Source organism: Variovorax sp. PAMC 28711, from assembly GCF_001577265.1.
In the GTDB taxonomy this organism is placed as follows: Bacteria; Pseudomonadota; Gammaproteobacteria; order Burkholderiales; family Burkholderiaceae_C; genus Variovorax.
Window position 1 is genome coordinate 2,883,296 of record NZ_CP014517.1, and the last position, 12,548, is coordinate 2,895,843.

Consider the following 12,548-nt stretch of genomic DNA (forward strand, 5'->3'; position numbering starts at 1 on the left):
CGCGCGTCACCACGAAGAAATCGCAAGGAATACCAAGATGAGCGCAGTTCTCGATCCCCACGGCCACGCACACGGCCATGACGACCATGGTCACGACGACCACCACGCTGCGCCCACCGGCTGGCGCCGCTGGGTGTTCGCGACCAACCACAAGGACATCGGCACGCTGTACCTGCTGTTCAGCTTCACCATGTTGATGATCGGCGGCGTCCTGGCGCTGCTGATCCGCGCCGAGCTGTTTCAGCCCGGCCTGCAACTGGTGAACCCCGAGCTGTTCAACCAGTTCACCACGATGCACGGCCTGATCATGGTGTTCGGCGCGATCATGCCGGCCTTCGTCGGCTTCGCGAACTGGATGATCCCGCTGCAGATCGGCGCGTCGGACATGGCGTTCGCGCGCATGAACAACTTCAGCTTCTGGCTGCTGATTCCGGCCGCGCTGATGCTGGCGGGTTCGTTCTTCATGCCGGGCGGCGCACCGGCAGCCGGCTGGACGCTTTACGCGCCGCTGACGCTGCAGATGGGCCCCTCGATGGACGCCGGCATCTTCGCGATGCACATCATGGGTGCCTCGTCGATCATGGGCTCGATCAACATCATCGTGACCATCCTCAACATGCGCGCCCCCGGCATGACGCTGATGAAGATGCCGATGTTCTCCTGGACCTGGCTGATCACGGCCTACCTGCTGATCGCGGTCATGCCCGTGCTGGCCGGCGCCATCACCATGACGCTGACCGACCGCCATTTCGGCACCAGTTTCTTCAATCCGGCCGGCGGCGGCGACCCGGTGATGTACCAGCACATCTTCTGGTTCTTCGGCCACCCCGAGGTCTACATCATGATCCTGCCGGCCTTCGGCATCATCAGCCAGGTTGTGCCGGCTTTCGCCCGCAAGCGCCTGTTCGGCTATGCATCGATGGTCTACGCGACCTCGTCGATCGCGATCCTCTCTTTCATCGTGTGGGCGCACCACATGTTCACGACCGGCATGCCGCTCACCGGTCAGCTGTTCTTCATGTACGCGACGATGCTGATCGCGGTGCCCACGGCTGTGAAGGTGTTCAACTGGATCGCGACGATGTGGCAGGGCTCGATGACCTTCGAGACGCCGATGCTGTTCGCGGTCGGCTTCATCTTCGTGTTCACGATGGGGGGCTTCACCGGTCTGATCCTCGCGATCGCGCCGATCGACACGCAGTTGCAGGACACGTACTACGTGGTGGCCCACTTCCACTACGTGCTGGTGGCCGGATCCCTGTTCGCGATGTTCTCCGGCTTCTATTACTGGTCGCCCAAGTGGACCGGCGTGATGTACAACGAAACGCGCGGCAAGGTCCACTTCTGGTGGTCGCTGATTTCGTTCAATGTCACCTTTTTTCCGATGCACTTCCTGGGGCTTGCCGGCATGCCGCGTCGCTATGCCGACTACCCGATGCAGTTCGCCGACTTCAACGCGCTCGCGTCCATCGGCGCCTTCTTCTTCGGCTTCGCGCAGGTCTACTTCTTCCTGTTCATCGTGCTGCCCACCATGATGGGCAAGGGCGAAAAGGCACCTCAGAAGCCTTGGGAAGCTGCCGAAGGCCTGGAATGGGAAGTGCCGTCGCCGGCGCCTTTCCATACCTTCGAAACGCCGCCGCGCCTCGACGCGACCGCGACCAAGGTCATCGGCTGATCGCGCGCACCGTGACACCCGAACAAAAGAAGGCCAATCGACGCATGGGGCTCACGCTGGCCTCCATCGCCGTGCTGTTCTTCATCGGTTTCCTCGTGCGCATGGTCGTGGTCGGACGTTGACGGCACCATGAGCCTCGGTCTCCGTATTCGTCGCGCAAACGCCCGCATGGTCGGCAAGCTGGCCATCGTGGCGGTCGGTATGTTCGCGTTCGGCTATGCGCTGGTGCCGCTGTACCGAGCCATCTGCGAGATGACCGGTATCAATGTGCTGGCCTTGTCCGAGCTCGAAGTGCCTGGCGGTGCGAAGGGCGGCAAAAAAGTCAGCCTGCCGGACAACACGCAGGTCGACCTGACCCGCACGATCACGATCGAGTTCGATGCGAACGTGCGCGGTCTGTGGGATTTCAAGCCCGCGCAAAGTTCGATGCAGGTGCACCCCGGCCAACTCAATACTGTGATGTACGAGTTCCAGAACGTGCAGAACCGGCGCATGGCAGCCCAGGCCATTCCAAGCTACGCACCGCAGCAGGCCGCGCCGTACTTCAACAAGCTCGAATGCTTCTGCTTCAACCAGTACACGCTGGACGCCGGCGAGAAGAAGCAGTGGCCGGTCGCGTTCGTGATCGACCCGAAGATTTCGAAGGACGTGAAGACGATCACGTTGTCGTACACGTTCTTCGAAGTGGGCGGCAAGACGCCGCCCGCACCGGTCGCCGCAGCGCCGATCCCTCCCGGGCCGCGCTCATGAGTACCGAGGCGCCTCGCAAGGGCTCGCTGCTGGGCACCATCAAGGCGGTCGGCTGGTCGTTTTTCGGGGTGCGAAAGAACAGCGCCTACCAAAACGATGTGGCCAAACTGAATCCGCTGCACATCATCGCGGTGGCTTTTGTCGGTGTAATCGTTTTTGTCGGCGGACTCATCCTGCTGGTCCGCTATGTGGTCGCGCCCTGAGGCGCCACTTTGAAGAATCTGAATCGAGAGAAGAAAGCCAGGAGCTGATATGACTTCAACCACCCACGGCACCACGCCCTACTACTTCGTGCCCGGCCCATCGGCCTATCCGGTGCTGGCGTCCATCGGCCTGTTCTTCGTGATCCTCGGCGCGGGGCAGTGGATCAATGCCCACGCCTGGGGCGCCTATTCGCTGGCTGCCGGCATGGTGATCTGGCTGGGCACCTTGTTCGCCTGGTTTCGCGAGTCCATTGCGGAAAGCGAAAGCGGCCAGTACGGCCACAAGATCGACCTGTCGTTCCGCTGGAGCATGAGCTGGTTCATCTTTTCGGAAGTGATGTTCTTCGGCGCGTTCTTCACCGCACTCTGGTGGACGCGTACCCATTCGCTGCCCGCACTCGGCAGCCTCGACAACGCCCTGCTCTGGCCCGACTTCAAGGCCGTGTGGCCCAGCATGGCCGCCGGCGCGACCGGCTCGCCAGCCGGCATCGTGGAGCCGTTCCAGACCGTCGGTCCGTTCTGGCTGCCGACCATCAACACCGCGCTGCTGCTGAGTTCGGGCGTGACGCTCACGATCGCTCACCACGCGCTGCGTGCCGATCACCGCGCCCAGTGCATCCGTTTCATGTGGCTGACGGTGCTGCTCGGCGTCGTGTTCCTCGGCGTGCAGGGCTATGAATACCACCATCTCTACACCGAGCTGAACCTGAAGCTGACCTCCGGCGCCTACGGCTCCACGTTCTTCATGCTCACCGGGTTCCATGGCCTGCATGTGTTCATCGGCATGTTGATGCTGTTTTTCATCACGCTGCGCCTGCAAAAGGGGCACTTCACGCCGGAGCGCCATTTCGGCTTCGAAGGTGCCGCCTGGTACTGGCACTTCGTCGACGTCGTCTGGCTCGGGCTCTACATCCTGGTTTATTGGCTTTGAGCGGGAAAAACGGCACCACAAAAAAGCGCCGCAAGGCGCTTTTTTCATGGCTCGGCGGCGGCGATACCGAACGGCAAGCGCTACTTGCCAACCGGAAGGCCCCCTGGCTGGATGTACCCGAGTTTCCAGGCAATCAGGACGCAGAGGAACAAAAGCACCGACAGGCCAATCCGAACGGTGAGCGCGCGCGCCATGCCGCCGCTCTTCGCGCGGCCGTCCCGACCGTCTTTCAGCAAGAAGAACAGCGCAAACCCAAGGCTTCCCAGGATGCCCACGAACGCCAGGCCAATGACATATTTCATGGCGCTCATTATCGACCGGCCGGCTCGCCGCTTGTCATGACCGGCGCCCCCAAGAGCCGTTTTTGGATCGTCACGGTCGCGACCTTCCTGACCATCGCCGCGACGGCGTCGCTCGGACGGTGGCAGCTTTCGCGCGCTGCGCAAAAAGAAGCGCTGCAGGCTTCCATCAATGCCCAGGCGCAGCGCCCCGCGCTCGATCAGCTCACATTTCTCGCGACTGCCAAGGTCGACGGGATGTTGCATCGCCCCGTGCAGTTGCGCGGCCTGTGGCTCGGGTCGCAGACGGTCTATCTCGACAATCGGCAGATGCGCGGCGTGCCGGGGTTTTACGTGGTGACGCCGCTCGCGCTCGAAGGCAGCGACCAGACCGTCCTGGTGCAGCGTGGTTGGATCCAACGCAATTTCGAGAACCGCACGCAATTGCAACCGATCCAGACGCCGGCCGGTCTGGTCGATGTCGTCGGGCGTATCGAGTTGCCGCCGTCGCACCTGCTCGAGCTGGGCACGTCGAAGACGGCCGTCCCGGCACCGACAGCCGATGGCAGGCCGCCTGCCGAAGGGCTTTCGTCCATCCGGCAAAATCTCGACTTTGAAGCGTTTCGCGCTGAAACCGGATTGCCGCTGCGGACCGACGTGTCGCTGCAGCAAACCGGCGGGCCCTCCGAAGGGCTGCAGCGCGACTGGCCGGCGCCTGCTCTGGGGGTCGAACGGCACTACGGCTACGCGTTCCAGTGGTTCGGCCTCGCAGTCCTCGTCGCATTTCTCTATGTCTGGTTTCAATTCATCGCGCCCCGGCGCAAGGCCCGGCGTGAACCCGGCGCACGTCATGGCTGACGAACCGCTGGGCCTGACCGTGCACTCGATGCCGTCGCCGCAACAGTCGATCGACGGCAGCGCGGTGCGACGCACGACGACGGGGCGCTGGAAGATGGTGGCCGTCATGGTGTGTTGCGCCGCGCCCGTCATCGCTTCCTATTTCACCTACTACGTGATTCGACCGGAGGGTCGCAGCGTGTACGGGGAACTGATCGATCCGCAGCGCCCCGTGCCCGCACTGACTGCGACCGCGCGCGACGGCCAGCCGGTCGACGTGCGATCGCTCAAAGGCCAATGGCTTCTGGTGACGGTGGCCGGCGGCGCCTGCAATGCGCTGTGCGAGCAACAGCTCTACTTTGAACGTCAACTGCGCGAAAGCCTCGGCCGCGAAAAGGACAGGCTCGACCGCGTCTGGCTCGTCAGCGATGCCGCGCCGATCCCGACGAGCCTCGACAACGGCTTGCGTGGCGCGACCGTGTTGCGCGTGCCCGCAACCCAACTCGCGCAGTGGCTGGCCCCGGCATCGGGCCAGGCCCTCGAAGAGCACCTCTACGTCGTCGACCCGATGGGCAACTGGATGATGCGTTTCCCCGCGCGCATGGATGCCAAGGGCGCCGCCCGCGCCAAGCGCGACATCGAGCGCCTGCTGCGCGCCTCCGCGTCGTGGGACGAACCTGGCCGCTGACCCCATGCAGACCGAATCGCTTTACGACCTCTCCCCGATCCTCTGGCTCATGGCCGCAGGTGTGCTGATCGCGCTCGGCCCCCTGGTGTGGGTGTGGCGGCGCAATGCGGGCGAGGGCGCTGCGCGACGCCTCCACGCGCTGACGGTGCTCACACTCTTCCTGACGTTCGACCTCACGCTCTTCGGCGCTTTCACCCGGCTCACCGATTCCGGCCTCGGTTGCCCGGACTGGCCAGGTTGCTACGGCAACGCGAGCCCGCTGGGTGCCCGGCACGACATCGCGACGGCGCAGGCTGCGCAGCCCACCGGCCCCGTCACGCACGGCAAGGCCTGGGTCGAGATGGTGCACCGCTACCTGGCAACCGGCGTGGGCGTGCTGATCGTGGTGCTCGCCATCGCCACCTGGGTGGCGCGGCGTCGTCAACGCTTGGCACCTGTGTCTGCGTCGCAGCAGCGCGCATTGAGCGCCTGGTGGCCGGCCGCGACGCTGGTCTGGGTTTGCCTGCAAGGCGCGTTCGGGGCGATGACGGTGACGTGGAAGCTCTATCCCGCCATCGTGACCTTGCACCTGCTTGGCGCGATCGGGCTGCTCGCGTTGTTGTGCGTGCAGGCGGTCCGCTACCAACAGGCCGCGATGCAGCGGATGCCGGCGCCATTGCCCGGCGGCTTGCGCACCTTGCTCGTCGCCACCACGGGCTTGCTTGTGCTGCAGATCGCGCTCGGCGGCTGGGTCAGCACCAATTACGCGGTCCTGGCATGCACCCAGTTCCCGACCTGCCAGGACAGCTGGTGGCCGGCCATGAACTTCGCGCAGGGGTTCGAGATCTGGCGCCACCTCGGCATGACCGCCGAAGGCGTGCCGATCGAGTTCTCGGCGCTCACCGCCATTCACTACGTACACCGCCTCATGGCCTACCTCGTGTTCGTCGCGCTCGGCGTCCTCGCGTGGCGGCTGCTGCGCATTGACGCGCTGCGCACGCAGGCGAAGTGGCTGGGCGCACTGGCGCTGCTGCAGCTCGCCACTGGTCTCGGCAACGTGCTGCTCGGCTGGCCGCTGGCGGCAGCCGTGCTCCACACCGGCGGCGCTGCGGCGCTCGCGGTCGTGCTCACCTGGGCCTTGTGCGAGAGCCGGCGGGCCACGGCGTCGGCTTCGGTGACCGGCGGCGCGAGCCAGCGTCGAAAGCTGGAGACCGCATGAGCACACCCCTGCCCGTGCAACAGACCAGCACCGCCAACGTGCTGCGCCAGTTCTACGCACTGACCAAGCCGCGTGTTGTGCAGTTGATCGTGTTCTGCGCGCTCATCGGCATGGTGCTCGCCGTGCCCGGCATCCCGACCTGGCAGGACGCGCAGCGCGGCTTGCTCGCGTGCATCGGTATTTGGCTGGTGGCCGGCGCGGCGGCGGCGTTCAACTGCCTGGTCGAGAAGGGCATCGACGCCAAGATGAAGCGCACCGCGTGGCGCCCGACGGCGCGCGGCCAGCTCAGCGACACCCAGGCACTGGTCTTCTCGGGGCTCCTTTGTGCAGCGGGCTCGTCGGTGCTCTGGTTCACCGTCAACCCGCTCACCATGTGGTTGACCTTCGCGACCTTCGTCGGCTACGCGGTGGTCTACACCGTCATCCTCAAGCCACTGACGCCGCAGAACATCGTGATCGGCGGCGCGTCGGGCGCGATGCCGCCGGTGCTCGGCTGGGCCGCGATGACAGGCGAGGTCAGCGGCGGGGCGATGATCCTCTTCCTCATCATCTTCCTGTGGACGCCGCCGCATTTCTGGGCGCTCGCGCTCTACCGCGTCGAGGACTACCGCAAGGCCGGCTTGCCGATGCTGCCGGTCACGCACGGCAACGAATTCACGCGGTTGCAGGTGTTGCTCTACACCTTCATTCTTTTCGCGGCCTGCCTGCTGCCTTTCGTCTATGGCATGAGCGGCTGGCTGTATCTGGCGGTGGCGGTCGTGGTGAGCATCGGCTTCACCGGCTACGCGTTCGCGCTCTGGCGCAACTATTCCGACGCGCTGGCCCGAAAGACCTTCCGCTTTTCGCTGATCCACCTGAGCGTGCTCTTCGCCGCCTTGCTGGTCGACCATTACCTGATCTGAACCCCACCTCATGAACAAGCGGAATGCACTCAAAGCGATGACCGGCGGCGCCCTCTGGGTGGGCGCCGCGGCGGTTTTGGGCTTGAATCTCACGGGTTGTACCGAAGCCAAGCCGAGCTTCAACGCGGTCGACCTCACGGGCGCCGACTACGCCAGGGATTTCTCGCTGACCGATGCCGACGGCAAGGTCCGCACGATGGCCGACTTCAAAGGCAAGGTGGTCGTGCTGTTCTTCGGGTACGCGCAATGCCCCGACGTGTGCCCGACCACCATGACCGAGATGGCACAGGTCAAGCAGCAGCTCGGTACCGACGGCGACAAGCTGCAGGTGCTCTTCGTCACCGTCGACCCCGCGCGCGACACGCCGGAGGTCATGAAGGCTTACATGGGCGCGTTCGACCCCGCCTTCGTCGCACTGATCCCAACGCCCGAGCAGCTTGCCGCCACGGCCAAGGATTTCAAGGCGTACTACAAGAAGAACGAGGGCACGACGCCGACCAGCTACTCGATGGACCATTCCGCGGCCAGCTACATCTACGACACGCAAGGCCGCTTGCGGCTCTACGCCCGCTACGGCGCGGGCGTGGCGCCGATGGTGGCGGACATCAAGAGCCTGCTGAAGTCCTGAGTCGCGAGCGCGCTGAACAGCGCCAACGAAAAAGCCCGGCGAGCCGGGCTTTTTCGTTGGCGAGAGAAAAGGCGATCAGGCGTAAGCAGCCAGCGACTTCTTCATCTTCTTCATCGCCGCCACTTCGATCTGGCGAATCCGTTCGGCACTCACACCGTAGATCGCGGCGAGGTCGTGCAACGTCATGCCGCCCGAGCCGTCGTCGTTCACCTTGAGCCAGCGCTCTTCGACGATGCGGCGGCTGCGTTCGTCCAGCGCCTCGAGCGCCGTCGAAATGCCGTCGCTCGACAGCCGATCGCGGGCGCGCGATTCGAGTTGCGCCGTCGGCTCCTGCGTGGCGTCGGCCAGATACGCGATCGGGCCGAAAGCGTCCTCACCGTCGTCCGACGGACTCGGATCGAGCAACACATCGCCGCCCGACAAGCGCATCTCCATCTCGAGGACTTCCTCTCGCTTGACGTTCAGCTTGGTCGCCATTTGCGTGACCTGCGTTTCCGTCAGGGTCGCGCGATGCGTGTCGCCGTCGGCAGCCGCATCATCGGCCTTGTAGGCCTGCTTCATCGAGCGCAGATTGAAAAACAGCTTCCGCTGTGCCTTGGTCGTCGCGACCTTGACCATGCGCCAGTTCTTCAGGATGTACTCGTGGATCTCGGCCTTGATCCAGTGCATGGCGTAGCTCACCAGTCGCACGCCCTGGTCCGGATCGAAACGCTTCACGGCCTTCATCAGGCCGACATTGCCTTCCTGGATCAGGTCGCCATGCGGCAACCCGTAGCCCAGATACTGACGGGAAATCGAGACGACGAGGCGCAGGTGCGACAGGACCAGCGCGCCAGCGGCTTCGAGGTCGTTGTGGTCGCGCAGCTTGCGCGCAAACCCTTGCTCTTCGTCGAGTGTCAGCAGCGGCAGCCGGTTGGCGACCGAAATATAGGCATCCAGATTACCCAGCGGCGGGACCATCGACCAAGGGTTGGCGACGGACAGCTGGGAGGCTGCAGAGGCTCCAGACAGTGTTGTCATCAGGGGAAACTCCTTCGTGTGAGTCATATTAGCACTCGGTTGGAGCGAGTGCTAAGCTAAGGGTTCCCACCAGTTTCTATCGCCGCAATAGCGTCAGCCTGTCGGGCACGGCGCCGACTTCCGGCCGGCATTGACGGGTCCCAGGCCCGGGCAGACGCCGCGCGTCGCGGAGTTGTTCACGTTTTGCACATCTATGTGAATCGGTGTTTGGGAAAGTTCTCAAACTGTCGAATCTGTACTATTTGGTTTGCAACGATCCCGGCACATTACTTCCCGGGGACGACAAATCGTGGCCCCGCAACCAACGAAATCAGGGGGAAAGATGGCCAAAGTGGTCCTGATCACGAGTGACGGTCGCGTCAAGCAAATCGAGCTGGCGCAGCCGACGACGACCATCGGGCGGGCCGACCGCAGCGATATTGTGATTCGCGGGCCGATGGTCAGCCGGGTGCACGCCATCGTGTCCATTGAAAACGGCGTGTATTCGGTTCGTGACCTCGACAGCAGCAACGGCACCTTCGTCAACGGCGTCAAGGTGCAGCGCCAGCTGCTCCACCACCAGGATGTGATCCGCATCGGCGATTGCGAACTGCGCTTTCTCGACTACGGCGCGTCTTCGACCCGCACCGTCCAAACGACCGACTACCAGCTGGTTTGAGCCACTCAGCCCAGCAGGGCCTGGGCGAACTCCCGCGCGTCGAAGGTCTCGAGGTCTTCCAGCTTTTCGCCCACGCCGATGAAGTAGACCGGGATCGGCCGCTCGCGTGCGATGGCGCACAGCACGCCGCCCTTGGCGGTGCCGTCGAGCTTGGTGACGATCAGACCGGTCAGGCCCAGCGTCTCGTCGAAGGCCCTGACCTGCTGCAGCGCGTTCTGGCCGGTGTTGCCGTCGATCACCAACAGCACCTCGTGCGGGGCCGTGGCGTCGGCCTTGGTGACGACGCGCTTGATTTTCTTCAGCTCGTCCATCAGGTGCAATTGCGTCGGCAGGCGGCCGGCGGTGTCGACCAGCACCACGTCCTTGCCCCGCGCCTTGCCGGCCTTCACCGCGTCGAAGCTGACGGCTGACGGATCGCCGCCCTCGTTGCTGACGATCTCGACCGTGTTGCGGTCGGCCCAGACCAGCAACTGCTCGCGCGCCGCGGCTCGAAAGGTGTCGGCCGCCGCCAGCAGCACCGAGGCGCCTTCGTTGGCCAGATGCTTGGTGAGCTTGCCGATCGAGGTGGTCTTGCCGGCGCCGTTGACGCCCGCGACCATGATCACGGTCGGCGTGTGCTGGCCGATGACGAGCTGCTTTTCCAGCGGCTTCAGCAGATCGGTGATGGCGTCTGCGAGCAGCACCTTCACCTGGTCGGAGTTGGTCGCCATCGTGCGCTTCACGCGACCGCGCAGGTCGTCGAGCAGGTGCTCGGTCGCCTTCACGCCGGTGTCGGCCATGAGCAGGGCCGACTCGAGCTCTTCGTAGAGCGCGTCGTCGATCTGTGCATTGACGAAGGTGGCGGCGATGCTGGTGCCGGTCTTGCGCAGGCCGTTGCGCAACTTGTCCATCCAGCCCTTGCGCTCGGGCGCGGCGACCACGACGGGCGCCAGGGGCGCTTGCGGGCTGACGACCGGGGCCGGCGGCGGCGCAGGCGGCAGATTGCGCAGGAAGGCAGGCACCTCCTGCACGACAGGCGCAGGCGCAGGTGGCGGCGAGACAACCGACGGTGCGTCCCGCGCGGGCAGGGTCGCGGGCGCTGGCGGCGGAGCCGGCGTGGGCGTGGGCGTGGGCGCCGGTGGCGGCACCACCACGTCGGCTTCGGGCTTCAGGCCGAACCAGTTCGCGGCAGAGAACGCCGAACGCACCGGGGGCACTTCGGCTGGCGTTTCGACGGGAGGAGGGGCGACGGAGGCTGCCGGCGTTTCGGCGGGCGGCTTTTTCTTGAAGAAACTGAACATCGGGGTGTTTTTACAATCCGACCCATTCTATGAAACACCCCTTGCCACGCCATGCTGCGTCCGGTGCGGTGCTGGCGATGGCGCTCACCGCGCTGTGGACCGTGCCCGCCCAGGCGCAAAACCCCGTCTCCGCTACACCCGCGTCCCCCGCTGTTGCAGCGCCTGCGGGCGAGGCGCGTCCGCAGCAGTTCACGCTTTCCAACGGCATGACGCTGATCGTCAAGCCCGACCGCCGCTCGCCCACTGCGGTGCAGATGGTGTGGGTGCGCGTCGGCTCGATCGACGAGGTCGACGGCACCTCCGGCGTCGCGCATGCGCTCGAACACATGATGTTCAAGGGCACCAAGACCGTGAAGCCCGGCGAGTTCTCGCGCACCGTCGCCGCGCTGGGTGGCCGCGACAACGCTTTCACCACGCGCGACTACACCGGCTACTACGAGCAAATCCCGGAAGGCAAGCTCGAAGCCGTCATGAAGCTCGACGCCGACCGCTTCGCCAACAACCAGTGGGCCGACAACGAGTTCAAGAACGAAATCTCGGTGGTCAAGGAAGAGCGGCGTATGCGCACCGAAGAGCAGCCCCGTGCGCTGCTCGGCGAATTGCAGAACGCGACGGTGTGGACCGCTTCGCCCTATCACCGGCCGGTCGTCGGTTGGATGAGCGACCTGGAGGCGATGACGCCCGACGACGTTCGTGATTTCCATCGCCGCTGGTACCTGCCCGCCAATGCGGCCATCGTGGTGGCCGGCGATGTCGATGTGGCGCGGGTGCGCGCGCTCGCCGAAAAATACTATGGCCGTATCCCTGCGCGGGCCGTGCCGATCCGCAAGCCGCGCGTCGAGCCCGAGCAACGCGGCATCCGGCGCGTCGAATTCAAGGCGCCGGCCGAACAGTCGTACGTGTCGCTCGCCTTTCGCGTGCCGCAGGTGCCCGACCTCGACGCCGAAAGCGACGGCTGGGCGCTGCTCGTGTTGTCCGCCGTGCTCGACGGCTACGCTGGCTCGCGCCTCGACCGCGCGCTCACGCAAGGCCCCGATCGCGTCGCGGACGCAGCCGGCGCATCGGTCGGCCTCATCAGCCGCGGGCCGCAGGTGTTCAACCTCTCTGCCGTGCCGGCCGCGGGCAAGACCACCGATCAGGTCGAAGCGGCGCTGCGCGCACAGGTCGCACGGGTCGCGAAGGACGGTGTCGGCGAGGCCGAACTGGCGCGCGTCAAGACGCAGTGGGTGGCCGGCCAGACCTTCGAGCTCGACTCGGTAATGGCGCAGGCCCGCGAACTCGGCAGCAACTGGGTGCAGGGCCTGCCGCTCGACGCCAACGACCGCGTCATCGCCCGGCTGCAGGCGGTGACGGCCGCTCAGGTACAGACCGTCGCCGGCAAGTACTTCGGTGACGACCAGCTCACCGTCGCCACGCTGCGGCCGCTGCCGCTCGACCCGAACCGGCGTCCCCGTGCGGCTGCCGTACCCGCCGGCGACCTGCGCTGAAAGAACACGCTTT

15 protein-coding genes are annotated in these 12,548 nt (G+C 65.1%); 12 read left to right on the forward strand and 3 right to left on the reverse strand.

The window, feature by feature from the left end:
* Nucleotides 1-37 precede the first annotated feature (37 nt).
* The 5 genes from ctaD to AX767_RS14005 are packed head-to-tail and all read left to right on the forward strand — an operon-like array spanning nt 38 to nt 3,559.
* Entirely contained in the window at nt 38-1,675 is a 1,638-nt protein-coding gene (ctaD, locus tag AX767_RS13990; protein WP_068631898.1) for a cytochrome c oxidase subunit I, read from the forward strand.
* 11 nt (nt 1,676-1,686) lie between these two features.
* Nucleotides 1,687-1,797, forward strand: coding sequence for a cytochrome oxidase small assembly protein (locus AX767_RS21915; RefSeq protein WP_237288460.1), 111 nt, complete (start codon nt 1,687-1,689; stop codon nt 1,795-1,797).
* A 7-nt stretch (nt 1,798-1,804) separates the two neighbouring features.
* Complete coding sequence (locus tag AX767_RS13995) at nt 1,805-2,425, forward strand: cytochrome c oxidase assembly protein (RefSeq protein ID WP_068631899.1); 621 nt, start codon at nt 1,805-1,807, stop codon at nt 2,423-2,425.
* Nucleotides 2,422-2,628 carry a DUF2970 domain-containing protein gene (locus AX767_RS14000; RefSeq protein WP_068631900.1) on the forward strand — a complete coding sequence of 69 codons (207 nt, stop codon included), beginning with the start codon at nt 2,422-2,424 and terminating at the stop codon, nt 2,626-2,628. Before AX767_RS13995 ends, AX767_RS14000 begins: the two co-directional genes overlap by 4 nt.
* A 49-nt stretch (nt 2,629-2,677) precedes the next feature.
* The gene (locus AX767_RS14005) at nt 2,678-3,559 is read left to right on the forward strand and encodes a cytochrome c oxidase subunit 3 (RefSeq protein ID WP_068631901.1); all 882 of its coding nucleotides are present in this window, start codon (nt 2,678-2,680) and stop codon (nt 3,557-3,559) included.
* Between the two features lie 80 nt (nt 3,560-3,639).
* On the opposite strand, the gene AX767_RS14010 is transcribed toward AX767_RS14005, so the two are convergent.
* Complete coding sequence (locus AX767_RS14010) at nt 3,640-3,861, reverse strand: twin transmembrane helix small protein (RefSeq protein ID WP_210392644.1); 222 nt, start codon at nt 3,859-3,861, stop codon at nt 3,640-3,642.
* A 36-nt stretch (nt 3,862-3,897) separates the two neighbouring features.
* Between AX767_RS14010 and AX767_RS14015 the strand changes: the two genes are divergently transcribed.
* The 5 genes from AX767_RS14015 to AX767_RS14035 are packed head-to-tail and all read left to right on the forward strand — an operon-like array spanning nt 3,898 to nt 8,090.
* Nucleotides 3,898-4,695, forward strand: a complete 798-nt coding sequence (locus AX767_RS14015; protein WP_068631903.1) for an SURF1 family protein — start codon at nt 3,898-3,900, stop codon at nt 4,693-4,695.
* The gene (locus tag AX767_RS14020) at nt 4,688-5,362 is read left to right on the forward strand and encodes a hypothetical protein (protein ID WP_068633708.1); all 675 of its coding nucleotides are present in this window, start codon (nt 4,688-4,690) and stop codon (nt 5,360-5,362) included. Before AX767_RS14015 ends, AX767_RS14020 begins: the two co-directional genes overlap by 8 nt.
* 4 nt (nt 5,363-5,366) lie before the next feature.
* Complete coding sequence (locus tag AX767_RS14025) at nt 5,367-6,560, forward strand: COX15/CtaA family protein (protein WP_068631904.1); 1,194 nt, start codon at nt 5,367-5,369, stop codon at nt 6,558-6,560.
* The gene (gene cyoE, locus AX767_RS14030) at nt 6,557-7,462 is read left to right on the forward strand and encodes a heme o synthase (RefSeq protein WP_068631905.1); all 906 of its coding nucleotides are present in this window, start codon (nt 6,557-6,559) and stop codon (nt 7,460-7,462) included. The genes AX767_RS14025 and cyoE overlap by 4 nt, the downstream gene beginning before the upstream one ends.
* A 10-nt stretch (nt 7,463-7,472) precedes the next feature.
* Entirely contained in the window at nt 7,473-8,090 is a 618-nt protein-coding gene (locus AX767_RS14035; RefSeq protein ID WP_068631906.1) for an SCO family protein, read from the forward strand.
* 75 nt (nt 8,091-8,165) lie between these two features.
* Here AX767_RS14035 and rpoH read toward each other — a convergent pair whose 3' ends face one another.
* Entirely contained in the window at nt 8,166-9,110 is a 945-nt protein-coding gene (gene rpoH, locus AX767_RS14040; RefSeq protein WP_068631907.1) for an RNA polymerase sigma factor RpoH, read from the reverse strand.
* A 322-nt stretch (nt 9,111-9,432) separates the two neighbouring features.
* Between rpoH and AX767_RS14045 the strand changes: the two genes are divergently transcribed.
* Nucleotides 9,433-9,768, forward strand: a complete 336-nt coding sequence (locus AX767_RS14045; RefSeq protein ID WP_068631908.1) for an FHA domain-containing protein — start codon at nt 9,433-9,435, stop codon at nt 9,766-9,768.
* Between the two features lie 5 nt (nt 9,769-9,773).
* Here AX767_RS14045 and ftsY read toward each other — a convergent pair whose 3' ends face one another.
* Nucleotides 9,774-11,048 (reverse strand): signal recognition particle-docking protein FtsY, encoded by a 1,275-nt coding sequence (gene ftsY / locus AX767_RS14050; RefSeq protein ID WP_068631909.1) that lies wholly within the window; start codon nt 11,046-11,048, stop codon nt 9,774-9,776.
* Nucleotides 11,049-11,077: 29 nt separating this feature from the next.
* Here ftsY and AX767_RS14055 point away from each other — a divergent pair, with 29 nt between their 5' ends.
* Entirely contained in the window at nt 11,078-12,535 is a 1,458-nt protein-coding gene (locus AX767_RS14055; protein WP_068631910.1) for a M16 family metallopeptidase, read from the forward strand.
* Nucleotides 12,536-12,548: the final 13 nt, after the last annotated feature.